Source organism: Paenibacillus woosongensis, assembly GCF_030122845.1.
In the GTDB taxonomy this organism is placed as follows: Bacteria; Bacillota; Bacilli; order Paenibacillales; family Paenibacillaceae; genus Fontibacillus; species Fontibacillus woosongensis_A.
In genome coordinates this window covers 3014478-3039314 of the sequence record NZ_CP126084.1, presented here as the reverse complement: position 1 = coordinate 3039314, position 24837 = coordinate 3014478, and the positions used below count along the sequence as shown (strand labels likewise).

The following is a 24837-nucleotide window of genomic DNA, read 5'->3' as shown; positions in this document are numbered from 1 at the left end:
GACGGAGCCTACACCCGGGTCTGAGCCGAAGGGGCGAGGGAAGGCTCCTCCCGCCCCTCCTTATCTCTGCGCTTCTCCCGCAGCAGCAGGGCTAGGGGCACGCTGAGCAGCACAAGCAGGGCCGCAACAACAAAGGAGTCATCAATGCCTAAAGTGTAGGCGGACAGGCGAATCCATTCAGCACTGGGGGTGGCGGCCGATTGCTGCAGCACGGCAGTATGGAGGTTCTGACGCGCATAGAACAGCGAGGTGAACAAGCCCAGGGCCAGAGCGCCAAAAATTTGCCGCAGCCAGTTAATCAACGCCGATGCATGGCTATACCATTCCGCCGCAGCGGCATGCATCCCTGCATTCATCGCCGGGGTCATCGACAGGCCGATGCCGATATAGCGGACCGCCATCCAGAATGCGACGTAGGCCAGGCTCGTATCGAGCGCCAGAAAGCTGAATTGCCAGGAGGCCAGAACGATGAGAACCGCCCCGGCAATGACCAGGCGGAACGCACCGATCCGCGGGTACAAGGCACCGGCGAGCAGTGTCGCCGCGCCTGAGCTCAGGGAGGGCAGGAGCAGCAGCAGTCCCACTTCAAAGGGGGACATCCGGTGGATTTCCTGTAAATACAGCGGGACAAAATAAATACCCGAGTACAGCCCGATGATCAGTATGGCAGAGACCAGGATGCTCGACATAAAGATACGGCTCCGAAAAAGACGCAGATGCAGCAGCGGCGCTTTGACCCGCAGTTCGTGCCGGACGAATAACAGGGAAGAGGCGAGGCCAAGGATCAGCACAAAGGCGGAGCGGTAGGACCAGAGGCCCCACTGATGAATGTTGCTGAAATAGAGCAGCAGAGCCAGGCTTCCGCATACCGCATACATCAGTCCCAGGCGATCCAGCGGGCCTGAAGCGGAAGGCAGGTCGCGGGGAATCCATTTCACGCCCATCCATAAGGTGAGGATGCTTACCGGGACAAGGACAAGAAACATCCAGTGCCAGTTATGCCCGAGCAGCCAGCCGCTGATCGTGGGCGCCAGCGCCGGGCCGAGAATGCTGGAGGCCGACCAGAAACTTAGGGCGACGTTGCGCTGCTGCTTCGGAATGGCCTGAAAAATAATCGTCAGCGTCACCGGTTGAATGATCCCGCAAAAGACGCCCTGCAGTATGCGGAACGCAATCAGGCTGTAAATGCTCCAAGAGACTGCGCATAGGGCCGAGCTGGCCATCAATCCGGCGATCGAATACAGGAATACTTGCTTATGGCTGAACCGGTCGCCCAAATAGCCGCTAAGCGGAATGATCACACCAGTCGCTAAAGTGAAGCCGGTCATCAGCCATTGAACCGTCGCCAGATCGGAATCGAAAATATCGATAAAGGCCGGCAGGCCGACGTTCATCGAGCAGGTGTTATAGACGGAGATGAATGAGCCGAGGATGAGGACATAGAGCACAGGCTGCTGTCGCAATGCAATCACTCCTTGCTATCCATGTTTTAAACGAGGGCGGGCGTATAGCAAATAAAAAAGAGACATGGGCTGCCAATGCGCGCAGCCGATGTCTCCGGACGTCCGGTCGAAAACTTACGAAATGCTCTTAAATTGAGTCTTATCGTAGCAGTTCGTGCAGGGGCTGTCAATGTGAAGAATTAGCTTCATTAATGCGCCGATAAGCACTGAAAACCATGAAATTTTTGTGAAAAAATGGTTGACACCAGGCCATGGGGAGGGTAGTATGTTCAATAAATCTTAGTAATCAGATAGGGATTTAACCATAAATCCATCGACCGGACTACCGGAGAGACCGCCATCAGCAGATGGGTGCGTCTCTTTTTTTTCGCTCATCAGCTAAAAATGGCGGCTGCAACATGTCTGATTCGCATGTTCACCAAGAATTGAAGGGGGTTGTCATTTATGGGTCGTTCATTTCTTAAACCGGTAAGCTTGGCGGCGGCTTGGCTGCTCGCGGCTGTTCTGCTTGCAGGCTGCGGCGATAAAGCGACGTCAGCGGCACACACGGAAGCTCCGGGCGGCTTGGAGGTTACCGAGCTGCGCTATCAGGGCAGTGTGGGCGCCGTGACTTTTCCAGAGCTGGCCGAGGATCTGGGATATTTGGCTCCGCTCAAGCTGAAATTCATTGGCACGACAATTAGCGGGCCACAGGACATTCAAGCGGTGGTCACGGGGGATACCGATTTTGGCGGGGCGTTTAACGGAGCCATTGTGAAGCTGATTGCAGCCAAAGCACCGATTACGCCTGTGATCTCCTATTACGGCGTCGATGACAATACATGGTCCGGCTATTATGTGCTGGACGACAGCCCGATTCAATCGGCGAAGGATTTGATCGGGAAGAAAATCGCGGTGAATACGCTCGGAGCGCATCATGAATTTGTCATCAAGGAATATTTGCGCCGGGAGGGGCTGACCGAGGCGGAGAACGAGCAGGTGACGCTCGTCGTCGTGCCGCCGGTGACCGGGGAGCAGACACTCCGGGCAAGCCAGGTAGATGTCGCCACCCTAGGCGGGGTGCTTCGGGATAAAGCGCTTGAGCGGGGCGGAATCCGGCCGCTATTTACGGATAAGGATTTATTCGGTGTTTTCAGCGCAGGGAGCTATGTGTTAACGAACAAGTTCATCCAGGACAATCCGCAGGCGACGCGCAAGTTCGTCGAGGCGACGGCCAAGGCGATCGAGTGGGCCAGAACGACGCCGCCGGATGAAGTTAGAGCCCGCTACACGAAGATCATTAAGGAACGCGGAAGGAAAGAGGATGACAGCAGCATCAAATACTGGAAGAGTACCGGGGTGGCGGGCACCGGAGGGCTGATCGCCCCTGAGGAATTCGAGACCTGGGTCAACTGGCTGGTCCAGGATGGCACGATCGGGGAAGGCGAGGTTGACGGAAGCCGAATCTATACGAATGAATTCAATCCATACCGGGATGGAGGGGAGCTGGCCGATGACAACGGCAAAAATTAGTATCCAGCACGTGCACAAGTCTTTTCGGATTCAGCGGAATCTGGGGCATCTTCAGGAATTATGGCAGCCGGTCTCTGCGCTGCAGGACATACACCTGGAGGTGAAGCAGGGAGAATTCATGGTCATCGTTGGGCCGAGCGGCTGCGGGAAATCGACGCTGCTCGATCTGCTGGCTGGACTCACGAAGCCAAGCAGCGGACAGATTCTGCTGGACGGCAAAGCCATTGCTGGTCCTGATCTGGACCGGGGAATCGTTTTTCAGCAATATGCATTGTTCCCCTGGAAGACGGCGCTGGCTAATGTGGAGTTCGGTCTGGAAGCGAAGGGGATCGGCAAAAGAGAGCGGCGGGAAGCGGCGCTGGAGTATATACAGCTCGTCGGCTTATCCGGCTTCGAGAACCGCTACCCGCATGAGCTGTCGGGAGGCATGAAGCAGCGGATTGCGATTGCGAGAAGCCTCGCATACGATCCCGAGGTGCTGCTGATGGATGAACCGTTTGCCGCGCTGGACGCGCAAACCCGGGAGACGCTGCAAAGCGAGCTGCTGCGCATTTGGGAGGCGACGAAGAAGACGATAATTTTCATTACACACGGGATTGAGGAGGCGGTCTATCTCGGGCAGAGGGTGGCGGTGATGAGCTCGCGGCCGGGACGGATCAAGGAAGTGATCGAGGTGCCCTTCCAGGGCCGATCCTCGGAGGAGGACTTGCGGGCTCACCCCGAATTTGTCAAGCTGCGCCATCATATTTGGGATTTGCTGAAGGATGAGGTGCAGCGTGCGCAGGAGCAGGAAAAATCGAGCAGTCTTCATTATGAGCAGCACAAATTAACAAACAAAGGAGGGGCTTGAAGTGGCAGGTTCTAGTACAGGAGAGGCGTTGGTTCGCTTCGAGGCGGAGCAGAGGGCGCCGGGGCGAAGGCTGAGTCTGGTCAAACGGTCGGCTGGTAAAATATTTCGCGGCATGAAATCGTCTATCGCGATCATCGCTTTTCTGCTGCTGTGGGAATTAACGCCGCGTTTGGGCGTCGTCAATGTCACCTTCCTGCCGCCATTAAGCACAGTAGTCTCGGCCTGGTGGCAGCTGCTGCTCTCGGGCGATCTTGCCGATCATTTACTAGCCAGCTTGCTGCGGTCGGCCGGCGGATTCTTCCTGGCGGTTGCTGTCAGCATACCGCTCGGCCTGGCCATCGGCTGGTGGAAAGGGGTGGCCGAATTTCTAAATCCACTGCTGGAAATGTTCCGCAACACGCCGGCGCTAGCGATTCTTCCCGTCTTCATTCTGCTGCTGGGTCTCGGGGAAACGTCGAAAATCGCTATCGTCTTCTACGCCTGCGCCTTTCCACTGCTGCTGAACACGATTAGCGGAGTCCGGAACGTCGATCCCCTGCTGATCAAGTCGGCGCGCTCAATGGGCTTATCACCGGTAAATTTGTTCCGCAAAGTCATCCTTCCCGCATCGGTACCTACGATCTTCGTCGGCATCCGCCAGGCGGGGGCGAGCTCGATTCTCGTGCTGGTGGCGGCGGAGATGGTCGGCGCAAAATCCGGGCTCGGCTATCTGGTGCAGTATACGCAGTTCAGCTTCCAAATTCCGCAAATGTACGCGGGCATTCTGACGATTTCGGTCATCGGCCTGATCGTAAATTATCTGCTCGTGCATCTGGAGCGGAAACTGACATCCTGGAAGCAAACATATAGCGAATAAAGATAATAAAGCGAAGAGAAAGCGATGAAAGGATGAAGAATATGGGAAAAACCAAGCGGCAAATGAATCTGAACGTGTTCATTATGAACGCGGGCCATCATGAAGCGGCCTGGCGGCGCACGGATACACAGGCGGAAAGGATTACGGATATCCGTTATTTCCAGCGGCTGGCCGAGATCGCCGAGCAGGCGAAGTTCGATTCGTTATTTCTGGCCGATATTCTGGCCGTCGGCAAAAACGTGCAGTATGGCGTGTCCTCCTTCGGTCTTGAGCCGTTTACGCTGCTCTCGGCGCTGGCGGCGGTCACCGAGCGGATCGGCCTCATCGGCACCGTGTCGACCACTTATAACGAGCCGTTCCACGTCGCGCGCAAGTTTGCGTCGCTGGATCATATCAGCCAGGGACGTGCGGGCTGGAATATCGTTACATCGGGCAATGAGATCGAAGCGGGCAATTTCGGACGCGAGGGTCATCTTGAGCACCGTAAACGATATGAGCGGGCAAGAGAATTTCTTGAGGTGGCGAAGGGGTTATGGGACAGCTTCGAAGAGGACGCAATCATCATCGACCGTGACACTGGTCAATTTACGGACAGCGAGAAAGTGCATGCACTGAACCATGCCGGACCGCATTTTAGAGTGAGAGGGCCTCTGAATGTGCCAAGAAGTCCGCAAGGGTACCCGGTGCTGGTACAGGCGGGTTCCTCCGAGGACGGCAAGGAATTTGCCGCCGAGCATGCGGAAGCGATCTTTACCGCCCAGCAGACGCTGGAGGAAGCGCAGAGCTTCTATAGCGACGTCAAATCCAGGCTGGCCAAATATGGACGGCATCCCGACGAGCTGAAAATACTGCCGGGCATTTGCGCGATCATCGGCGCGACGGAGTCGGAAGCCAAGGAGAAGGAGCAGGAGCTCAATGAGTTGACGATTCCTGCATATGGCTTGAATCAGTTATCCAGCATGCTGAAGGTGGATCTGTCGGGGCTTCCACTCGACGGGCCGTTGCCTGAGCTGCCGAATATAGAGGCGATTAACGGGAACAAGAGCCGGTTCCAGCTTGTGGCCGATTTGGCCAGACGGGACAATCTCACGATCCGGCAATTGATCCATCGCCTGGCAGGTGGGCGCGGACATCGCACCTTCGCCGGAACCGCGGTGCAAGTCGCGGATCAGCTGGAGGAATGGTTCACCCAGGGAGGGAGTGATGGCTTTAATGTGATGCCGCCGTATTTGCCCGGCGGTTTGGAGGATTTTGCCGCTCAGGTCGTCCCGGAGCTGCAGCGGCGCGGGCTGTTCCGCACCGAATATGCGGGCCGCACCCTGCGGGAGCATTATGGGCTTAAGCGGCCTGTCAATCCCTATGCCGCTAGGCCGCTCGTATCCCGGCTCGCAGGCTGCTAGGGGAAGGCGAAGCATGCATTGATGTTTTGTGCTGCAGCATCGCGGGGTTTGAAAGTATACGGAATCATCCAATAATCTAATGGAGGGAATGCCCAATGAGTACGGTAGGTAAAAGCCAAGTGATTGAAGGAACAACGGTGGAGGTCGTGCCGGTAGCAGGCCGGATCGGCGCAGAGATTCGCGGGGTTAAATTGTCCCCGGATTTGGATCAGGCCACAGCTGCGGCGATCCGTAAAGCGCTGCTTAGCTATAAAGTGATCTTCTTCCGCGGGCAGCAGCATCTCGACGATGCGGGCCAGGAAGCGCTGACGGGCTTGTTCGGAGAGGCGGTGGCCCATCCGACGGTACCGATCAAGCAGGGAACGGACTATGTGCTGGAGCTCGATTCACAGCATGGCGGACGGGCGAATTCCTGGCATACGGATGTCACATTCGTGGATGCGTATCCGAAGGCTTCGATTCTGCGTGCTGTCGTCGTTCCGGCTGCCGGCGGTGATACCGTATGGGCGAATACGGCCGCAGCCTATGAGCATCTGCCCGAGAACTTGCGAAATCTTGCCGACCGCTTGTGGGCCGTTCATTCCAATGAATACGACTATGCCGCCCAGCGTGAGAATGTCTCAAAGGAAGCGATCGAGCATCATAAGAAGGTGTTTACCTCCACGTTATTCGAGACGGAGCATCCAGTCGTGCATGTCCATCCGGAGACGGGTGAGCGTTCGCTGATCCTGGGCCATTTCGCCAAAAAAATCGTCGGTCTCTCCACGGCGGACTCCCAGGCGATCATCCATCTGCTGCAGAGCCACGTGACCCGCCTGGAGAATACAGTGCGCTGGCGCTGGTCCGTCGGGGACGTCGTCATCTGGGATAACCGCGCGACCCAGCATTATGCGATCAACGACTACGGCGATCAGCACCGGGTCGTTCGCAGGGTGACTGTGGACGGGGAGGTTCCCGTCAGCATCGACGGCCGTAAAAGCGTCACGCGTGTAAAGGAGTAGACCGGCACAATAATCAATTTGGAGTTAGCAACAGCAAGGCCGTGAACCGATTTTCGGTTCACGGCCTTGTTTAATAGGACGTCTTCCCGGCATGCGATTTCGCAATCGAAAAAGAAACCGTCGTCCCTTCGCCAAGCCTGCTATCGATCTTTAACCCGCTTCCGTAAAACTGCTTGAGCCGTCTGTCAGTATTGTGAAGGCCGATCCCTGTACGGGCATCGACCTGCCGATCGAGAATATGCGCAAGCTTCGCCTCATCGATGCCGATCCCGTTATCTGATACACTCACTTTGACCTCATGCCCGCTTTGTGTGATGGAAATGGTTACTTCCCCGCCTGAGGCTCGGCTAAGGATGCCGTGGATGACCGCATTTTCAACGAGGGGCTGAATCGTAAGCGGCGGTATTTGGACTTGTATGGCATCCTCGACATTCCAGACGACCTGCAGCCGGTCGCCGAAGCGTTCCTTCTTGATATACAAGTACGACTGCACCAGGCTGAGCTCATGCTCCAGGGGAGCGGACTGATCGGAGTTCTGGAAATCGATGCTGAGCCGAATGTAATTATTCAGCTCCTCTACCAAGGCGTCCATGCGGTCGGTATCCACTTTGCTGAGCTCGGCAATCGCCGTAAATGTATTCAAGATGAAATGTGGCTTGATTTGCGCCTGCAGCCAGGCCGCTTCCATTCGCAGCCGTTCGTTCACGGAGCGCTTCAGCTTTGTTAGCGATTTGACCCGCGATTTCAGCTCGGTCGCTTTCATCGGCTTGGTCACGTAATCGTTGGCCCCGGCCCGGAATCCGGCTTCGATATCCTCGTCTCTGCTGCATGCCGTCAGCAGGAGTACGGGCAGCTCGGAGACGGAATAGCGTGACCGAATCCGGGCGGTCAGCTCATACCCGGACATGCCTGGCATCATCACATCACTAATTACTAAATCATAGCTGCGTTGATCAAGCAGAGCTAGCGCTTCCTTGCCGCTGGTAGCCGTGACTATCTCATAAGGCTCGGCCGCAAAAATGCTCTCCAGCACCTTTAAATTGACAGGGTCGTCATCGACAGCGAGCACCCGGCTAAGGCCGGGCAGCGGGGAGGGCTGAGGATGTGACGGATGCGAGAGCGCGGAGGGCGGTACGCTAGCAGCGGCCATTTGCTCGAATGCAATTGCAGCGCTTTCCAACGCACCACGTTGATCTTGTCCCCATAATTCCTGCTTCGTATGATCCTGGTCAGCCGATCCGCTCCGCTGCTCGGAAGAGCCAGCGAGCTTTAAGGTGAAGGTGAACACGGAGCCTTTATTTGGCTGCGAGCTGGCTTTCATCGTTCCGCCATGCAATTCGACAAGCTGCTTGCAAATGCTTAGCCCGAGTCCGAAACCGCCTCCAGCCACAGGATGGGCGGCTTGCTCATAAGGCTCGAAAATGCTTTCGAGCACATCGGCATTCATGCCGATGCCGGCGTCGCGAACGGAAATGACGGCCCATCCATTCTCCGCGCGGGCTTCGACAGCTACTTCGCCGGCATATGAATATTTCACGGCATTATGCAGCAGGTTGATCAGAATTTGAATCAGGCGGTTCTCGTCGGCGATGACGAGGGGGAAACTTGGCTGAACCTGGTTGCTGAAGCGAAGCGGCTTCCCCTGGGTCAAAAATTGCAGCATATCAATGACCGTGGCGGCCACGCTATGAATCGAGACATGCGACAGCTGCAGCGTAATACGGTTCTCCTTGATCCGTGCCAGGTCCAGCAGATCATTAATCATAAAGGACATGCGCCGTCCGATCGTTTCCAGCAGCTCCAGATCTTTGGCGCTTTTCAATCCCATGGTATCCTTTTCCCTGTCCGAGACGGACTGCGAGATGTTCAGGATGCCATGCAGCGGATTTCGCAGTTCATGAGCGACCGTGGCCAGGAAATCGTCCTTTTGCTTGTCGGCTCTTTGCAGCTTCGTGGCCAGCTTCCGGGATTCGTCCATCATTTGAAAATACCGCTTGAACCAGTAAGATGCAAAGCAAATAGTGGCAATCATCAAGTCGAACGGGTATGAAACCATCTCCATACGAAGGAAATACAAGACAAACAGCCAGATCAGGCTGCTGATCGACGCGATGGCAGCAAGCAGCAGAAAGATATTTTCCCGGCTGCTGCTGATCGTGGACCTGAACAGCACCACGGGAGCCAGCAGGCAGGGGATGAACATGGTTACAATATAGCCCCAATGCAGCATGAAAATTGTGGAGGCAGGCAGCAGCAGTATCGATACCAGGGCGGCTATGCAGGCGATGATGTAAATAAGAGAGCCCGTCGTCCTCAGCCAATAGGGCAGCCGGAAACGAATCAATTGCAGTAGGAAATAACCGCCGGAGATCATGGTTAGGAACAGTATTTTAATACTCCATTCATAGTTGAAAGGAATCCATGCAAACAGCAGACGCTCGCCATCAACCAACGTTCCAAGCACGATGCAAGTGATCATTCCAGAAAAGTAGAGAAGGCGCTTGTCCCGGTTGCCGACAAAATACAACACTACCCCATACAACGCATGGATCATGTAAGCGACGCAGGCGAAACGGACCATATCGGCGGCAAAGAGCTTATCCCGGTCCAGGACATTTTCCAGTCCAAACTGTATGGAGCGGACGATGCCGCCCTTCGTTGTATCGTCAAAGTTCGCCACCTGAATGACGAGATCAAGTAAGGCCCCGTTTTCCAGGTTATAGTATGCGGTATAAGGAAGATCGAGCGGCTTGTAGGCCTGTTTGCGGTCGGCTGGCTGTCCGGATTGGCCAACCCGCTGGCCGTTGACATACACTTCGGACGAGCTCGATATGCTGGGAATATGGAAGCCGAAGGAGCGGCCTTTGCCCGGATCGACGTGAATCCGCAGCCGGTAAGTACCGAAGCCTATGTTCGGATTATCGCCCGTCATCGCTGGCATACGCCAGCTTACGGGAACTTGTATGTATTCGGGTTCTGCGGTTATTGACTTGGGGAGATCGTTATTCTGGATCAGGAACATGTTCGGATAAAACTCCCACTGGCCATCTACGATGATCGAATGATCCGTAATAGGATCCCAGTTCCTCAAATCGAGCTCTCCATGAACAGGGACCGGGTGAGGCGGCGTTGCGAAGAAATGCAGCCATAGGAAGCGGCAGCCCGTCAGCATGAACAAAAATATAAGAGAAATGAAGATTAATTTTCGCTTGGGCATGCTTACCATCCTATTTCGACATAGTTTGCTTAATTCTTAACCTAGCATATCATAAATCCACATTTAATAAGCTGATATACGATTACGTCAAGGTTAAAAAAGTTGTGGCTAATATAAGAGTGGAGGACTAGGACAAAAAGTATAGCTCCGGGTATAACGGCTCAAATCTGTGCATTCTAGCAAAATAAACTTGAAAAATAGATGTTGATATCGTATATTTTTATTAACTCGATAGACCATAATTTCCCAAAGATATTATTTGGTTTCCAGAGAGTTGAGTAAGGTCCAGAAGGCGACCGACTATCAAACGAATAAGTAAGTGTTTATCGCTAAAGGGTGATCTCGGTTTATGGAATCCTTCGCTTTTATGGCTTTCTCAACGATCGAGGGTCTAGGCATATTCGCGCTCATGATGACCATCTTCAAAATCAATCCGCTCCCATATTTCTGGCAGGCCTTGTTTGTTATTCTGCTGATGTCGCTGCAAAGCTACTTACTGCGCAGCGAGCTTTCCCTCTATTATTTAGCGCCGATTACCAATATTATGTTGTTCATATTTTTTGTAGCCACCGTGGTTAAAGAGCCCTTGGTTGGGGCCGCCGTTATTACGCTTACCGGTTATACGGCTTTCAGTTTGCTGCAGACGATGATTGTAAGTATCGTCTTCGACTCCATTATTGAATCGCAAAGCGTTCAACTTTATGGATATGCTTTGCAGACCTCCAGCGCGATTACAATCGGGCTTGTGTCCTGGCTGCTTTACAGGCTTGGCATCGGATTTACTTGGAACTTCGAGAAAGTCAGGTTCAAGCGGGAGGATTTGATCGTCAGCTCTACCATCTTCATGGTGCTCATTTTCTTTACGATTATCCTTTACCGGAATGAGATATGGTCTAATCTATTATTCTTCTCGATTACGCTCTCCTTTTTTCTATATTATGCGGTCAGGAAGGAGAAGAAGGATCATGATCAATATGATGGCTAATCGAATTGCTGTGCAAATCAAGAGAACCGCTCCCGATCATCCGGCCTCGATTGCCGTTCTGCGGTATTCCATCGCCCTGCTGTTGAATGCTGTGCTGATCATCACTTTGACGCTGCTGCTGTCGGCTTTTACCGGCAGGACGCATGAAGTATTGATTATTCTTGTGTCATTTGCTCTTCTTCGCCAGGTTTCGGGCGGAATCCATCTGAATTCCGGCATGAAATGTGTGCTTGCAACTACTGCGTTATTTACCATGCTGTCCCTCATCGAGCTCAGCGCTTTCAATATGGTGATCCTTAATGTGATCGCTGCGATGCTTTGCCTCATTTTTGCCCCATCCAGAATACAGCAGCAGACGCGTATTCCTGTTCAATATTATCCTTTGCTTAAATGGATATCTGTGCTGATTGTATGCTCCAATTTTCTAATCATGTCACCCGTACTTAGCCTTTCCTTTGCTGCCCAGTCGATGCTGTTAATCAAACTAAGGAGGTGAGAATGATGAAAAAAGTAGCCTATGCCAGTGCTTCCATGTTGTCTCTCTTCGCTGCGTTTGTTGTTTCCACGGCTAGCTTCCTGTACATTTATCAAGGCGAAACACCAGAAGAATTGCTCAAATAATTAAGCATGGTACCAGTAAATTTCTAGTTGTCATGCAAGAAGGTTGGGAAATCAAAGCAATGCAAAACTTGAACGCATACGATGCAAATCAAGAAACCCGGTAGCACTGTGGTAGGACGCTGCGGGGTTTCTTGGTGTTTCAGAAGGGCAAAAATCATGAAGGCTCAGGATTCAATGAACATAGAGGGGATACTATAATGTATAATCTTTTTGGAGAGTATAAAACTCAAAATCAAGTAAGCTGGTTGAGCTATGGATGAAAGGAAAGAGATATGCTGAGATCGATACTAGAACAGTATCCGCCGGAATATAGCGGGAGGATACAGCAGGGAGCCAGCGGCTGGAATAATACGACTTACTTTGTCGAAGGCAGGTCGCGCCGCAGTGTCCTGCGGATCTATGAAACCCACCAGGATTTAGAGAAGATCCGGTTCGAGCATATAGTGCTGCAAGCGCTGAACGACGAGGGCACATTGAATTACCGGGTTCCGCGGCCCGTTCGGACGAATTCCGGAGAGACGACGGTTCGGCTGGAAGACGGAACTGGACGATATGCATGCATGTTTGAATACATAGAAGGAACAAGGCTGCAAGGTGATGAGAGTACAGCGGCCCTATCGTTCGGAGAAGCGGCTGGAGAAATGCTGTCGCGTTTGGCGGAAATTGACCCGGGAATGCAGCCGTCTTACAGGCCGTATTATGAATTGCCTCAGTCTTATCCGATATGCACCCGCGAAGCCGTGCTGGAGTTTTGCCAGCAGCCGCCTCCGTCATTTATGGATTTGCGGGAACCGCTCGGGGAGCTGGGGCTAGCCTATCAGGACCTGCTTGAGAGACTGGATGGACTGGAGAAGCTGCCGCAGCAGCTCATCCACGGAGATCTCAATTATTCCAATCTGCTCGTAAGCGAGGATGATCCGGCGCAGGTAACGGCATTGCTCGATTTCGAGTTCTGTACAAAGGATGTCCGGGCGATGGAGCCGGCTGTCATTATTTCAGGGCTGCTCGGCCAGGGCGAGGACAAGGACCGGGAGGCTGTCAACCGGTTCTGTCAGGGGTTTGGCAGTAGGGTTCGTCTTACGGGGGAAGAGCTTGAGGCTGTCCCGGTGCTTTTGCGGCTGCGTCAAATCGATGTGTTTCTGCATTTTATGAGCCGATTTCTACAGGGGATCGATGGTCCAGAGGTGCTGCGAGAGCAGATTCGCTCTACATCGGCAGGGCTTCGGCAGCTGGAACGCCATGGAAAATGGATTAAGGAGAGTCTTGTGCGTTACATTCAAGTTTAAAGGGCCTCACTACGACGTGGGGCTTTTTTTGCATATCCAAGCTCATGAACCAGGGCTCTTATCACGATGATATACACGTAATAGGAAGTGATGACCATTGATGGACAGGCCACTAGAACAGATTCTGAAGAAAGTCCAGGAAGAGGGCAGCACAGCAGAAAGGAATATGCTGATCGAGCCGTTAGCTTTGCCGAGAATCTTATGAAGCAATTGGACTTGAATGAGCAGAGTGACCGGAAGGCCGTGCAAAGCCTGCTGCTATCAGCGCTGAAGATCGAGAAGAGGATGGATGGCTCGAACTGCAATTCGAGGCTGAATATTCGAATGGCGGCAAACTGAAGTTCCAACTCGAAAATCCCTTGAAGGCTCAGATAAAGGCAGAGGAAAAAAAGCAGGGGCAGGAAAGGAAGGAACAGGAGAAAGCAAATAAGAAGGCAGAGGCGCAGGATAAGAAAAAGGACAAAGACAACGATAAAAATGATGACAAAAACAACGGTAATGCGAAGGGGCAAGGGGAGAAGCCGCATCAAGCAAACAAGCCGGCCCAGTCCGGTAAGAAGGAAGATAAAAATAATGACGATGATGATTAAGTTTATTTGAAGCGCCCCCCCATAAAAAGACACCTGCCTCCGTAATAACAGATGAAGGGCTTTGAGATTAAACGAGAGGAAGGACTTCATGAAAAATGTAAAGGGTTTGCTTTGCTTGCTACTAGCCGGATTTCTTATCTTCGGACAATCTGGCCAAATTCTGGCGCGGGAATTTAAAGATATTCAAGAAGCGGAATGGGCTGCGGGATACATAACGAAAATGCAATCGAAAAAAGTATTGCAGGGCTTCGAGGACGGCTCCTTCCGTCCGAACCAGCCAGTCACCCGCGTCGAAGCTATCGTTACGGCCGTCCGTTTGATGGGACTCGATGGCGATGCCAAATCGAAATCCAGCGCAACCCAGCTTCATTTCAAAGATGCAGATCAGTTGGACAAGCGGTACTAAAGATAAGGTCGAGGATAAGAGACCCGAAGCGAAGCCGAATCCGGAGCAAAACGCTGGCGGGATTGTGGAATTCGAATTTGAGGCCGGGCTGACAGGGAAGCAAAAAGTACAGCTGGAATACAAGCAGAAAAAGGGAGCTGCCCAGGCCGAGGTCGAAATCAGCGCCAAAAAAGACAAGGAAAAGCTCAAAGGCCAGCAAGCTGTGCAGTATGTAGAGAAGCTTCTTGGCGAAGCTGGCCTAACGGACAGCATGAGCAGCAGGGAAGCCGCAGAGAAGCTGATGACAGCGCTGGATATCAACAAGGATCAAATCAAAGAGCTGGGGCTTAAAATTAAATTCTCCAGCGGGAAACAATTGAAACTCGAGATCGACAACGACGATGAAGATGATGACGAAGACAATGACGATGAATAATTATTTGTGTACAGCTTGGGTGCCGTGAAGGCGCCCTTTTTATGTATCAGATCGTACATGGCACATCTGTAGCAAATCGAGCATCCTGGGCATATGTTGAATAGACGTTTACCCATTCAAGGAGGATGCTACGATGATCGATCCCGTTCTGCAAAATCCGAATTTGCGCCTGGCGGCGGATTCCAATCAAGTACTAAACTATCAGCGCGATCCGCATAATTATATTACCCAAGTATTCGGGGAACAGCTTCCCGCGATAAAAACCGGATTTTTCAATGTACATTTAACGAAAGGCATCATTATCCAGCCGCATTGGCATACAAATGTCAACGAACTGGTATATGTTATCCACGGAGAGGTAATTACCTCCGTGTTTGATCCATTTACGCAAAGATTGATTTCGTACCATTTAAAGCCCGGGCAAGTCTCTATGTTTCCAAAAGGCTGGTTTCACTGGATTATTGCGGAAAGCGATCATGCCCACCTGCTTACGATTTTCGATCAGCCTACGCCAGATATTGTGTATGGCTCGGATTTTCTGCGTTTCCTGCCGGCAGAGGTGGCGCAGCGTGCGTATGGCATTCGTGCAGAGGATTATGCACGAGCCGTTGCGCCTATTCGGGAATCCGTGATTTTGGGGCCGCCAGTCGGATACGGGGCAATGATAGCCAATCAGCCCTATTCAGAAAGGGGTTAATCCAGGTTATAGCTTTTTTATATAAAGGCATCACGTTCATCAAGCTCCGATCTGGCGGTGAATGTGGTGCTTCTTGGTGTGCGTATGGTATCTTTGAGTTGAGCGGAATTCGCCATATTTGATAGATTCGTTGAGAGGATCGACACTCAAATGAAAACAATAATACAGGAGCTCCCGCTGTCGCCGGGCGTATATCTCATGAGAGATTCGCGGGGAACGGTCATTTACGTTGGCAAATCCAAAAGTCTCAAGAAGAGAGTTCAATCGTATTTTTACAACAATAAATCGCACTCCCCCAAAGTGAAGAAGCTGGTTCACCATGTCAAAGACCTGGAGCACATCGTTACCGATACGGAGTTTGAAGCGTTTATGCTGGAATGCAGGCTCATTCAGGACATAAAGCCGATGTATAATCGGAAGATGAAAAATCCGCTAGGTTACAGTTACATCGTATTGCGGCAAAAGCGCGATTGGCGTTGGCTGGAAATTACAGATACGCTGGATGAAGGCGGTCAAGACCGGTCTCGTTTTTTTGGCCCTTATACAGCCAGCAGAAAAAGCCTTGAACATGCCGTGGCAAGGATTGAGGAATGCTGCAGAATTGCCTGCAATCATAAGCCTGCAGCTGCATCGGTAAATACTCCATGCTTGAACTATTCGCTTGGCCTCTGTCTTGGCAAATGTCTTGGCGGCGCAAATGCCCGGCGATTCGATGAAGTCATGGATCGATTCATTGGCCTGCTTCAAGGGAATGATCGAAGTTTATATGATGAAATGGAGCGCAAAATGGTGGAGGCCGCCGAACGTTTCGATTTTGAGCAGGCTGCAAAGTACAGGGACGGCATGGAGGCGGTGAATTTGCTCTTAAGCAAACGGCAAGTGATCGAGTTCGCGGCAGAGAATCACAGCATCCTTGTCTACGAGCATTTAGACAAAGATACGATAAAGCTATTTCTAATTAAGAGGAACGTTGTGCTGCACAGTGAGCGATGCTCTGTGGCTACTTCAGCGGATATCGAATCGCTGCAACAGAGAGCCAAAGTCTTGATTCTGAGCTATTTCACGAAAGATACGGAATGCGATGCTGCCGAGGTAACCCGGGAAGATATCGATGCCGTGCAAATCATCTATAGCTATTTGCAGAGCAGCGCCTGCCGCTACCTCCTTATTCCCGGCAGTTGGATAGAGGCGGATGAACAAAGCGAACTCGCGGCGGCGCTGCGGGAATTTTGGGCTTAACTGCCGAACTGGCTGGGGTGCTGAGTATGGCAGGCCAGGGGATCGGGGAGGCTGGATATAAGCTTTAATGCCGAAGGGAGGAGCATGAGAATGCATATGAAAGAGGCGCCTGTTGTTCGAACGGGAATGTTGATTCGTCGTCCGGTTGAAGAGGTATTTGAGGCAATAGCGGACCCTTCAATCACTACAAAATTCTGGTTTACGAAGAGCAGCGGAAGGCTGGAGGCCGGCAAGCGCATCCGCTGGGAATGGGAGATGTACGGCGTTGGGACAGATGTGGATGTGCTGGAAATCGAAGCAAACCGCCGTATTTTGCTGAATTGGTCGCCGCCTGATATTCAATCCGTGGAAATGGTCTTTACACCGTTCAGCGATAGCGAAACCTATCTTAGTGTTACGAACTCTGGATTTAAGGGAGACGGGGATCAAGCTGTACAGGATGCCCTTGACGCGATGGGCGGATTTACAATGGTGCTCTGTGCATTAAAGGCGCTGCTGGAGCATGGTATTGTCCGTACCATAGCCGAGTCCCGCCTGTGCGGCCACATCGCGGATTTCCAGTAAAGGCCCTTTATACAGAAACACATCGGCAGCGGCTTTACGAATTTGCACCAGACGCCGCAGCCGGATCTCTTCATTTTGTTCCTTCGTGCGTGGAGTCATCCCGCCGTTCACCTCTTTTATTTTTGACCTACTATTATGTCAATATAAAACATCAGCTTGCGAATAACAAGAGATAAGTTGGAGGAGTTCCGGCCCAACCTAGAACTCGGTGAATGACCAAAGGGTTAGCCTCAAACGGCGATCTGTTTGGAGCAACGCTACGCTAACGGTTGTCATAGCGTTTAATCGGCCCTAAAAACGGAGGTTTCTTTTCTAACGGTTGTATGCGCGCTTATTCGATCGGGACAGCCCCTCAGCGTACGAAAAAACGGGAAATAGGTTCGCTGGCAACCGTTAAATTTTGTAAACCCCAATGTTAACCCAAATAACGTCGCTCACAACCATTAGATTTAACTCCGGCTTTTACGCATTCGCATCTGTCTTCTGGTCAAGCACTGATTTCGGTTTTGAGCCGGCATTCCGGTTAATCCCGGGCTGAGGGCATAAGCATAAGCATATCCATATCCATATCCATATCCATATCCATATCCATATCCATATCCATATCCATATCCATATCCATATCCATATCCATATCCATATCCATATCCATATCCATATCCATATCCAGCTTCCTTTTACTAGTTTACAGAGTCAGGGATCATCGACAGAAATTATTACGGAAACAGCCATCAGAGTAAATGAGATAAATGTATTTAATTTACATAAATAGTTTAGTATTCTTAGTGTGAAGGCACCCAATTAAGATAAAAGATAGGAGGACAGCTACACATGAACAAAATGATCCAGGTTCATCATGATCATCCATACACTCGGACGGATAAGGAGAAGCTTGGACGGGGAAAGCGGGGCAGGGCGGTATTGTTCGTTGTCTTGATGTTTGCGCTCCTGCTCGCGAACACGGCAATTCCAGCTGGAAGCGCTTCAGCGGCGAGCGATTTGGATTTGGCTTACCGCTGGGCGCCCGTACACATTCAAGATACGGACAGCAGCGATTATGACGCAGATTATCTAACGGCCATCGATTTTGATGGGGATTGGGACACTTCGAACAATTGGGAGAATCAATCCGTTGATCCCGGACGTCTCAAAGGCACAGCGTATTATTCGATCGTGGAAACCACGACGCACTGGTTCATTTTATATGCCTTTTATCACCCTCGCGATTGGACGGATTTTCCCTTCTTCGGCCTCGATGAGCATGAGAATGATTTGGAGGGAGTTCTGACGGTTGTTCGCAAGGATGGCACGGAATATGGCCGGCTGGAGGCAATGGTAACGGTATTCCATAAGGATTTCTACTCATTCAAACCCAGCGACAGCACGTTCACGAACGGCCAGGAGACGATTGATGGAACAGTACGCTACCTCAGCTATGACGGAATGAATCATCCGGTAACATTCCAGGAAGCTAAAGGCCACGGCATCAAGGCATGGGACGGAACCAGTTATGCGAATACCGACGTAATCTATTATTATCCGAGCAGAGACGTTGCCGGCGTGCCAAAGGGAGGTAATGACCGCAATGTAAAATATAAGCTCGTAGATATCTTTGCGCCTAACGGGATGTGGGACCACAGGTTTGATCCGAAAACCTTCTCCAGCTGGGGGGCGTTCAACGGCAATAACGGCACAGGAGGCGCTAATGCTCCCTGGGCCTGGGACGACAAGGACGACGGCGGCCAGTTGAAAGGCGGGGAATTAGCCACCGATCCGGCTAAGCTCATCTCGATTTATTTCGGCAATCTTGGCAGCTTCAGCAGGGAATATGTCCGCAATCCCTATATTTCTTAATATCAAGCACCGTAAGGTGCTTTTTTTATATGAAATTAGGTTTTGCATTTCTATTTTTGTCATAAAATTGACAAATATAGTATTTTAAATTAATATGAATTAAATAAAACCATAATATTCCATTTGTCAAATCATTCCTCGCTATTTATCTCCTTCAACGATCGCACTAGTATTCTACGCTTTATTATCTAATCTCTGTCATCAATTCCTGAACCGCGACCTCAAGAAATTCGACAACTCTCTTCAGGACTTGATAATAAAAGCTTGAAGAAAGGAGGAACGCTGTTTCTTGTCAAGCGTGGGAACCAGCAAATGATGCTTGGAAAGAGGTGGTCTAGGAAAATAGTAGCTTAAGAGTGTTGGTATGATGCAATCCTATCCTATTCAAATTTAAAGGAGGAAGATGAAATGACAGCTGAAGTTATGATAGACCGTAAATATTCGAAAATTAAAATGTTCCTGGTCGCCGCGGGGACGATACTCGTCATGCTGGCCTGTTCCACGCTGTTTGCTGATAGCGCTTCCGCGCACGGGCATGTAGTCGACAGTCGCGCCGATTTGTGCGCGAAGGGAGAGAACGTGAACTGTGGCAGAATTATTTATGAGCCATTCAGTATCGAGGGACGAGGGGATTTCCCTGAATTCGGCGTACCTGACGGCAAGATTGCCAGCGCAGGAATTTTTCTGGAGCTCGATGAGCAATCATCCACGCGTTGGAAGAAAGTGAATATGAAGGGCGGGGAGCATACGTTCCACTGGAAAATCGTTGCGAACCACAGCACGAACACTTGGGATTATTATATTACCAAGAAAGGCTGGGATCCGAATCAGCCGCTGAAGCGCTCGGATCTGGAGCTGTTCTGCAGATACATCGATGATGGAGCCATCCCGCCGGACGACGTCTATAATGATTGCTTCATTCCGAACGACCGCGAAGGCTATTACGTAATCGTCGCTGTATGGGATATCGCGGACACGCCAAATGCCTTCTATCAAGTGATGGACGTCAATTTGAGCATTAATCCAAACGCGCCGACGACTCCACAGCCAGGATTCCCTGGCGATCCGAACCGTTTCGGCGAATATCTGGTCTGGAATACGATCCGCATCTACAATACGGGTGATGTTGTATTCCATAACGGACAATTCTGGGAAGCGCTGTGGTGGACGCAAGGCCAAGAGCCAGGCACTACGGGACAATATGGTCCATGGAAGCTGCTTGGTAACACGCCTCCTCAGTGAGTCTCATGAAGATAAGCACAGAGCCGATTTAAAAAGTTATATCCTTCTTCAAGAAGGTGTCCAGGTCAAGGAGACATGGGCGCCTTCTTTTTTTGCTGGCCGTGTTGCCCGGTACATAAAATTCAGGACTCGCGGGAATATTTTAACAACGACTCGGATTAGTTCTGACTACTCTATAGAAAAGAAGGGGATGGCATGGAAACCAACCATCAGTCTGAAGCCTATAAGCCCGGGGATATCGTCTATGTTTTCTATCGCAACCCGCATACACAGGATGTAACCCATATCCAGCAGGCCGCGGTCGTCAATAACCCGGATAATCCGCAGGAGCTGGCGATGTTTCTGTATGAAACCTACTATCCTTTAACTCAGGAAATGGCCGTATATGCTACGGAAGAGGAAGCGGAGCAGGCGTATCGGTATTATTTCGGGACTGCTTCGGAAGGGAGCTTCGAATGATCAAGCCGTTTACGCCGAAGCTCGTCTATTTCGAGCCCGACGCCCTGGAATATCCGCTCGGTAAAGAGCTGTATGACAAATTCGCCAACATGGACGTCGAAATCCGCTATACGACTTCCCATAATCAGGTCAGGAACCTGCCGGGAGACAATGACTTTCAAAGGTACCGGGTGGCGAAGTCTACGCTAGTCGTCGGTATCCGCAAAACGCTGAAGTTCGATACGTCCAAGCCTTCGGCAGAGTACGCAATCCCTTTTGCTACAGGCTGTATGGGGCATTGCCATTACTGTTATTTGCAGACGACGATGGGCAGCAAGCCATACATCCGCACCTATGTCAATGTGGAAGAAATTTTGGGGGCTGCGGACAAATACATGGCAGAACGTGCGCCGGAGCCGACCCGGTTCGAAGCCTCCTGCACTTCCGACATCGTCGGCATCGATCATCTGACGCATACACTCAAGCGGGCTATAGAGCATTTCGGCCAATCCGAATACGGGAAGCTGAGGTTCGTGACGAAGTTCCATCATGTGGATCATCTGCTTGATGCGAAGCATAACGGCAAAACGCGCTTTCGCTTCAGTGTGAACGCCGACTATGTCATCAACAATTTTGAACCTGGAACATCGCCGCTGGCGCAAAGAATCGAGGCTGCAGGCAAAGTGGCAAGAGCCGGATATCCGCTTGGCTTTATCGTAGCTCCAATCTATTTGCATGAAGGCTGGGAGGAGGGCTACTACCATATGTTTGAGCGTCTGGATGCCGAATTGCCGGAGGATGCAAGGGAGGATATCACATTCGAATTCATTCAGCATCGGTTTACCAAGCCGGCGAAGCGGGTTATTGAGAAAAATTACCCGATGACCAAGCTCGAACTGGACGAAGAAAAACGAAGATACAAGTGGGGCAAATACGGCATTGGCAAGTATATTTATCCTAAAGAAGAGGAAGAGGATTTGAAAACTCATCTTCAGGGCTACATGGAGAAGTTTTTTCCTAAGGCGAAGCTGGAATACTTCACTTAGAAACGCAAGGCCTTCCGACCATGGATACGGATTTGGAGGGCTTTTTGCTATGCGGCATTGATCAACTGGAAAAAATAGTAGGCATAATAGGTCTGATGGGATACAATAGATACTATGGTATTAAATTACAATATATCTTCATATTTGAAGGAGGTCATTCAAGTAATGTTCTATCGGACTGCAATCCACGGTACACACGACCATGAGCAGTCACCCGAGAATATTCCAGATCTTCATGGGTTCGTCATGATGGGAACAGAGGAGCTCTTTCTCGACCATTTGCCTATGTTTCATATGGAAAACCACAGATATCAAGTGATCCTCAAAGCAAGTCTTCCTCCCGATGCTATGAATACCTACATTGAAGCTAGCCGTCAAAACCCTGACAAAGCATATATCCTTGGAAACGTGCAGACGAATTTATTTACGCTGCCGCAAATTGAGCTGGGCCACATCACTTCTTTTGCCGCCGATGTATTCTGCGGTGTGCCGCAAGATCCGGCCAAGGACATTCCTCTCATTCATAATGTTACCGTCACGATTGAAAGAGTCGTTCATTTCCGGCATTTTGCCGAAAATATGGATTACCCCCAGAGCCTGACCTATATTCTATTTGGACAAGGCAAGAATGCCTACATTTCCCATTATCTTTCGATCGCTCCTGACTTTCATCATATTATGGAGCTTGCCGAGGCACCGGACTGGCTTCATCCTGAGCTGCTGGAAATCGGCAGCCTGATTAATTTCCCTCACATTCTTGGTAACACCCCCTTTGCAGAAAACCCTTTGACTGCACCGGAATATCAGGTGCAATTCCAAGGGCAGACTCCGCTGTATTCGATCCGCATCGGCAAGAGCATCTGGTTTGACGACGAAGAGATCAATCACGGCATGTAAATATTGAAGAGAATGGAGTGAAGCAAGATGGGCAAAAAGGCAAAGCTCGCCGCAAAGCTCTTTGCAGAGCGTTTGGAGCAGCACTTGGAAGCGCAGGACGAGCAAGAAAGATTGGATTTGGAGGGACCTGGCAGTTCCTCGCTAGAAAGCTGGTTTATCGGCCCAAAGGCCGAAAATGAGGAATTGTTCAGCGGCTTGATCCAGCAGGCTGTGAAGCAGATTAGCAGCGACCGCCGCGAGTATTTTCCAGACGATCCTATATATATTACAGACGAAATCAAACAATCGCCTTCATTCAAGAACAGCGTAGACGTACTGACCGAGAACTACAGCAAGCTGCTGGAGCAGCTGAGCGGATCGGTCCCTTTCTATAGCTACCGCTATCAGGCTCATATGAACTGGGACTTGACGATGCCGGGGCTGCTCGGGTATTTCGCGGCCATGCTGTATAACCAGAATAATGTCGCCGCGGAATCCTCGCCCGTGACTACGGTGCTGGAAATGGTTACGGGGGACGACCTGTGCGAAATGCTGGGGTACACCATTCCCAGCGATGAAGAAATCGAGCAGGGGGCGATCAGGCCATGGGGCCATATCACCTGTGACGGTTCGGTCGCGAACTTGGAAGCGATGTGGGCGGCGAGAAATTTGAAGTATTACGCCGTTTCCGCTGCCGAGGCGCTGAAGAACGAGGCGGAGTTGGCAGCGGCGCGCCAAATATCCATCCCCTTGCTGAACGGTCAACACGGAGTGCTGACGGAGCTGGATACATGGACGTTATTGAATTTAAAAGTGGACGATGTACTCGCGATCCCGGGCCGAATCGCAGAATTATTAAGCCAAACCACAGGCAAGGATGAGGCCGAGACCGTTAACCAGGCACTGAGCAAATATACCCTGCAAACGCTGGGTTTCGAAGAGTTCTCCCGCAAATATTTATTCGATGTGATGCAGCCAGCGGCCATCCTCGTGACATCGACGATGCACTATTCCTGGCCGAAATCTGCGGCAGTGCTTGGCATGGGAGCCAGCAGCATTATTCCTGTGCCCGTGAATATGGATGCCCGCATGGAAATCAGCGAGCTGCGCCAACGGCTGGATCAATGCCTGGCGATCAGGCAGCCGGTTCTGATGACCGTCTGCGTCATAGGCAGTACCGAAGAGAGTGCTGTTGACCCGATTGCGGATGTGATCCAATTGCGCGAGGAATACCGCGAGCGGGGTCTGGAATTTGTCATCCACGCGGATGCCGCCTGGGGCGGCTACTTCGCATCTATTCTAAGGGAAGATACTCATAAAACCCTGCTGATGGCCGGCAAACGCCCTTATACGCCAGCCATGACAATGAACGAATACGTCACCGCGCAGTATGAAGCATTACAAGACGCGGATTCGATTACGATTGACCCGCATAAGGCGGGATATATTCCTTACCCGGCTGGCGGCTTATGTTACCGCAATTCATCGATGCGCGACATCGTCAGCTTCCAGGCTCCGGTAGTTTATCACGGGGGCATTGATCCGACGGTTGGCATTTACGGGATTGAAGGGTCGAAGCCGGGTGCAGCGGCCGCTGGCGTGTACCTCAGTCACCGGGTCATTCGCACCGATCAGAGCGGGTATGGCAAGCTGCTCGGCAAAACGCTGTTTAACAGCAAGCGCTTATATGCCGCCATTTTGACGATGACACGAGAAGATGATCCCTTTATCGTCGTTCCGTTTCACCGGATTCCTGCAGAACGGGAGGGAGGAACGGCGGAGGAAATCAAGGAACAGCTGGCCTACATCAAGGAATTCATCGTCGATAAAACGAATGACGAAATCATCCATAACCAGCAAACGATGGAGCTGTTCCGCCAGCTCGGCTCCGACCAGTCTATCGTACCGTATACCTTCAATCTGAAGACGGCAGAAGGCCTGAATACCGATGTTGCTCTCATGAACCGGCTGAACCTTGAAATCTTTAAAATGCTCAGCTTGTCCCCGGACCGGCATGAAGTCGGCGCTACGCCAATGTTCATTACGCAGTCGGCGTTTGATCCGAACACCTACGGTCATGGCTTCGTGGATGCTTATAAGCAGCGGCTAGGGTTAAGCGGCGGGGACAGCGAACCGGTCAATTTCCTTCTGTCTACGACGATGAGCCCATTTCTGACCGACACGTCGGAAGGCAATTTCATTCCTGTCTTAATTGAAGCATTGCGCGAGACAGTGTTTAAAGCGATAGAGAATATTAAAGTCAATCCGTAGATTCGGAT

General features: G+C 51.3%; 25 protein-coding genes and 1 pseudogene. 22 read left to right on the top strand and 4 right to left on the bottom strand.

The features are described from left to right. Positions 1 to 8: 8 nt before the first annotated feature. Complete coding sequence (locus tag QNH46_RS13880) at positions 9 to 1463, bottom strand: DHA2 family efflux MFS transporter permease subunit (protein ID WP_283924848.1); 1455 nt, start codon at positions 1461 to 1463, stop codon at positions 9 to 11. A 444-nt stretch (positions 1464 to 1907) separates the two neighbouring features. Between QNH46_RS13880 and QNH46_RS13875 the strand changes: the two genes are divergently transcribed. The 5 genes from QNH46_RS13875 to QNH46_RS13855 all read left to right on the top strand — a co-directional run bounded on the left by QNH46_RS13875 (position 1908) and on the right by QNH46_RS13855 (position 7082). Then, positions 1908 to 2975, top strand: coding sequence for an ABC transporter substrate-binding protein (locus QNH46_RS13875; protein WP_283924847.1), 1068 nt, complete (start codon positions 1908 to 1910; stop codon positions 2973 to 2975). Beyond that, positions 2956 to 3825, top strand: coding sequence for an ABC transporter ATP-binding protein (locus QNH46_RS13870; RefSeq protein ID WP_283924846.1), 870 nt, complete (start codon positions 2956 to 2958; stop codon positions 3823 to 3825). Before QNH46_RS13875 ends, QNH46_RS13870 begins: the two co-directional genes overlap by 20 nt. A 1-nt stretch (position 3826) precedes the next feature. Next, complete coding sequence (locus tag QNH46_RS13865; protein WP_430691830.1) at positions 3827 to 4681, top strand: ABC transporter permease; 855 nt, start codon at positions 3827 to 3829, stop codon at positions 4679 to 4681. Positions 4682 to 4722: 41 nt separating this feature from the next. After that, complete coding sequence (locus QNH46_RS13860) at positions 4723 to 6081, top strand: LLM class flavin-dependent oxidoreductase (protein WP_283924845.1); 1359 nt, start codon at positions 4723 to 4725, stop codon at positions 6079 to 6081. Positions 6082 to 6176: 95 nt separating this feature from the next. Further along, complete coding sequence (locus tag QNH46_RS13855; RefSeq protein ID WP_283924844.1) at positions 6177 to 7082, top strand: TauD/TfdA dioxygenase family protein; 906 nt, start codon at positions 6177 to 6179, stop codon at positions 7080 to 7082. Positions 7083 to 7152: 70 nt separating this feature from the next. Here QNH46_RS13855 and QNH46_RS13850 read toward each other — a convergent pair whose 3' ends face one another. Next, positions 7153 to 10299: a hybrid sensor histidine kinase/response regulator gene (locus tag QNH46_RS13850; protein ID WP_283924843.1), complete on the bottom strand. Its 3147-nt coding sequence runs from the start codon at positions 10297 to 10299 to the stop codon at positions 7153 to 7155. Between the two features lie 349 nt (positions 10300 to 10648). Between QNH46_RS13850 and QNH46_RS13845 the strand changes: the two genes are divergently transcribed. The 11 genes from QNH46_RS13845 (at position 10649) to QNH46_RS13795 (ending at position 17102) form a co-directional block, all read left to right on the top strand. Next, a complete protein-coding gene (locus tag QNH46_RS13845) occupies positions 10649 to 11284 on the top strand; it encodes a hypothetical protein (protein ID WP_283924842.1) in 636 nt (211 codons plus the stop codon). Further along, positions 11265 to 11780 (top strand): accessory gene regulator ArgB-like protein, encoded by a 516-nt coding sequence (locus QNH46_RS13840; RefSeq protein WP_283924841.1) that lies wholly within the window; start codon positions 11265 to 11267, stop codon positions 11778 to 11780. Before QNH46_RS13845 ends, QNH46_RS13840 begins: the two co-directional genes overlap by 20 nt. 5 nt (positions 11781 to 11785) lie before the next feature. Beyond that, the gene (locus tag QNH46_RS13835; RefSeq protein ID WP_430691829.1) at positions 11786 to 11905 is read left to right on the top strand and encodes a cyclic lactone autoinducer peptide; all 120 of its coding nucleotides are present in this window, start codon (positions 11786 to 11788) and stop codon (positions 11903 to 11905) included. Between the two features lie 272 nt (positions 11906 to 12177). Beyond that, on the top strand, positions 12178 to 13191 hold the full coding sequence (locus tag QNH46_RS13830) for a phosphotransferase (RefSeq protein WP_283924840.1): 1014 nt from the start codon (positions 12178 to 12180) through the stop codon (positions 13189 to 13191). A gap of 87 nt (positions 13192 to 13278) precedes the next feature. Continuing rightward, positions 13279 to 13530: a hypothetical protein gene (locus QNH46_RS13825; RefSeq protein WP_283924839.1), complete on the top strand. Its 252-nt coding sequence runs from the start codon at positions 13279 to 13281 to the stop codon at positions 13528 to 13530. 20 nt (positions 13531 to 13550) lie between these two features. Then, complete coding sequence (locus tag QNH46_RS13820; protein ID WP_283924838.1) at positions 13551 to 13781, top strand: hypothetical protein; 231 nt, start codon at positions 13551 to 13553, stop codon at positions 13779 to 13781. A gap of 88 nt (positions 13782 to 13869) precedes the next feature. After that, on the top strand, positions 13870 to 14187 hold the full coding sequence (locus QNH46_RS13815; protein WP_283924837.1) for an S-layer homology domain-containing protein: 318 nt from the start codon (positions 13870 to 13872) through the stop codon (positions 14185 to 14187). Then, positions 14159 to 14602, top strand: a complete 444-nt coding sequence (locus QNH46_RS13810; RefSeq protein ID WP_283924836.1) for a YusW family protein — start codon at positions 14159 to 14161, stop codon at positions 14600 to 14602. The genes QNH46_RS13815 and QNH46_RS13810 overlap by 29 nt, the downstream gene beginning before the upstream one ends. Before the next feature lie 133 nt (positions 14603 to 14735). Then, positions 14736 to 15299: a cupin domain-containing protein gene (locus QNH46_RS13805; protein WP_283924835.1), complete on the top strand. Its 564-nt coding sequence runs from the start codon at positions 14736 to 14738 to the stop codon at positions 15297 to 15299. A gap of 150 nt (positions 15300 to 15449) precedes the next feature. After that, positions 15450 to 16538 carry a GIY-YIG nuclease family protein gene (locus tag QNH46_RS13800; RefSeq protein WP_283924834.1) on the top strand — a complete coding sequence of 363 codons (1089 nt, stop codon included), beginning with the start codon at positions 15450 to 15452 and terminating at the stop codon, positions 16536 to 16538. Between the two features lie 84 nt (positions 16539 to 16622). Beyond that, complete coding sequence (locus tag QNH46_RS13795) at positions 16623 to 17102, top strand: SRPBCC family protein (protein ID WP_430691828.1); 480 nt, start codon at positions 16623 to 16625, stop codon at positions 17100 to 17102. Here QNH46_RS13795 and QNH46_RS13790 read toward each other — a convergent pair. Both QNH46_RS13790 and QNH46_RS13785 read right to left on the bottom strand, forming a co-directional pair. Next, positions 17052 to 17201: pseudogene (locus QNH46_RS13790) on the bottom strand (TetR/AcrR family transcriptional regulator); the annotation flags it as partial. The gene QNH46_RS13795 and the pseudogene QNH46_RS13790 overlap by 51 nt on opposite strands. A gap of 424 nt (positions 17202 to 17625) precedes the next feature. Further along, positions 17626 to 17766, bottom strand: coding sequence for a hypothetical protein (locus QNH46_RS13785; RefSeq protein ID WP_283924832.1), 141 nt, complete (start codon positions 17764 to 17766; stop codon positions 17626 to 17628). Between the two features lie 167 nt (positions 17767 to 17933). On the opposite strand from QNH46_RS13785, the gene QNH46_RS13780 reads away from it, so the two are divergent. The 6 genes from QNH46_RS13780 (at position 17934) to QNH46_RS13755 (ending at position 24829) form a co-directional block, all read left to right on the top strand. Beyond that, entirely contained in the window at positions 17934 to 18956 is a 1023-nt protein-coding gene (locus tag QNH46_RS13780; RefSeq protein ID WP_283924831.1) for an NPP1 family protein, read from the top strand. A 408-nt stretch (positions 18957 to 19364) separates the two neighbouring features. Further along, positions 19365 to 20198 (top strand): lytic polysaccharide monooxygenase, encoded by an 834-nt coding sequence (locus tag QNH46_RS13775; protein ID WP_283924830.1) that lies wholly within the window; start codon positions 19365 to 19367, stop codon positions 20196 to 20198. Between the two features lie 195 nt (positions 20199 to 20393). After that, a complete protein-coding gene (locus QNH46_RS13770; RefSeq protein ID WP_213592023.1) occupies positions 20394 to 20657 on the top strand; it encodes a transcriptional regulator SplA domain-containing protein in 264 nt (87 codons plus the stop codon). Further along, on the top strand, positions 20654 to 21682 hold the full coding sequence (gene splB / locus QNH46_RS13765; RefSeq protein WP_283924829.1) for a spore photoproduct lyase: 1029 nt from the start codon (positions 20654 to 20656) through the stop codon (positions 21680 to 21682). The genes QNH46_RS13770 and splB overlap by 4 nt, the downstream gene beginning before the upstream one ends. A gap of 165 nt (positions 21683 to 21847) precedes the next feature. Next, positions 21848 to 22579, top strand: a complete 732-nt coding sequence (locus QNH46_RS13760) for a hypothetical protein (protein ID WP_283924828.1) — start codon at positions 21848 to 21850, stop codon at positions 22577 to 22579. Positions 22580 to 22606: 27 nt separating this feature from the next. Continuing rightward, complete coding sequence (locus QNH46_RS13755) at positions 22607 to 24829, top strand: pyridoxal phosphate-dependent decarboxylase family protein (protein ID WP_283924827.1); 2223 nt, start codon at positions 22607 to 22609, stop codon at positions 24827 to 24829. Positions 24830 to 24837 lie beyond the last annotated feature (8 nt).

Bases quoted from the DNA above. Each gene is read 5' to 3' on its own strand.
- QNH46_RS13785 (WP_283924832.1), bottom strand. From the start codon at position 17,766: ATGGATATGGATATGGATATGGATATGGATATGGATATGGATATGGAT.
- QNH46_RS13760 (WP_283924828.1), top strand. From the start codon at position 21,848: ATGTTCTATCGGACTGCAATCCACGGTACACACGACCATGAGCAGTCA.
- QNH46_RS13845 (WP_283924842.1), top strand. From the start codon at position 10,649: ATGGAATCCTTCGCTTTTATGGCTTTCTCAACGATCGAGGGTCTAGGC.
- QNH46_RS13840 (WP_283924841.1), top strand. From the start codon at position 11,265: ATGATCAATATGATGGCTAATCGAATTGCTGTGCAAATCAAGAGAACC.
- QNH46_RS13810 (WP_283924836.1), top strand. From the start codon at position 14,159: ATGCAGATCAGTTGGACAAGCGGTACTAAAGATAAGGTCGAGGATAAG.
- QNH46_RS13800 (WP_283924834.1), top strand. From the start codon at position 15,450: ATGAAAACAATAATACAGGAGCTCCCGCTGTCGCCGGGCGTATATCTC.
- QNH46_RS13805 (WP_283924835.1), top strand. From the start codon at position 14,736: ATGATCGATCCCGTTCTGCAAAATCCGAATTTGCGCCTGGCGGCGGAT.
- QNH46_RS13850 (WP_283924843.1), bottom strand. From the start codon at position 10,299: ATGCCCAAGCGAAAATTAATCTTCATTTCTCTTATATTTTTGTTCATG.
- QNH46_RS13860 (WP_283924845.1), top strand. From the start codon at position 4,723: ATGGGAAAAACCAAGCGGCAAATGAATCTGAACGTGTTCATTATGAAC.
- QNH46_RS13815 (WP_283924837.1), top strand. From the start codon at position 13,870: ATGAAAAATGTAAAGGGTTTGCTTTGCTTGCTACTAGCCGGATTTCTT.
- QNH46_RS13770 (WP_213592023.1), top strand. From the start codon at position 20,394: ATGGAAACCAACCATCAGTCTGAAGCCTATAAGCCCGGGGATATCGTC.
- QNH46_RS13870 (WP_283924846.1), top strand. From the start codon at position 2,956: ATGACAACGGCAAAAATTAGTATCCAGCACGTGCACAAGTCTTTTCGG.
- QNH46_RS13835 (WP_430691829.1), top strand. From the start codon at position 11,786: ATGAAAAAAGTAGCCTATGCCAGTGCTTCCATGTTGTCTCTCTTCGCT.
- QNH46_RS13775 (WP_283924830.1), top strand. From the start codon at position 19,365: ATGACAGCTGAAGTTATGATAGACCGTAAATATTCGAAAATTAAAATG.
- splB (WP_283924829.1), top strand. From the start codon at position 20,654: ATGATCAAGCCGTTTACGCCGAAGCTCGTCTATTTCGAGCCCGACGCC.
- QNH46_RS13795 (WP_430691828.1), top strand. From the start codon at position 16,623: ATGAGAATGCATATGAAAGAGGCGCCTGTTGTTCGAACGGGAATGTTG.
- QNH46_RS13755 (WP_283924827.1), top strand. From the start codon at position 22,607: ATGGGCAAAAAGGCAAAGCTCGCCGCAAAGCTCTTTGCAGAGCGTTTG.
- QNH46_RS13855 (WP_283924844.1), top strand. From the start codon at position 6,177: ATGAGTACGGTAGGTAAAAGCCAAGTGATTGAAGGAACAACGGTGGAG.
- QNH46_RS13875 (WP_283924847.1), top strand. From the start codon at position 1,908: ATGGGTCGTTCATTTCTTAAACCGGTAAGCTTGGCGGCGGCTTGGCTG.
- QNH46_RS13830 (WP_283924840.1), top strand. From the start codon at position 12,178: ATGCTGAGATCGATACTAGAACAGTATCCGCCGGAATATAGCGGGAGG.
- QNH46_RS13780 (WP_283924831.1), top strand. From the start codon at position 17,934: ATGAACAAAATGATCCAGGTTCATCATGATCATCCATACACTCGGACG.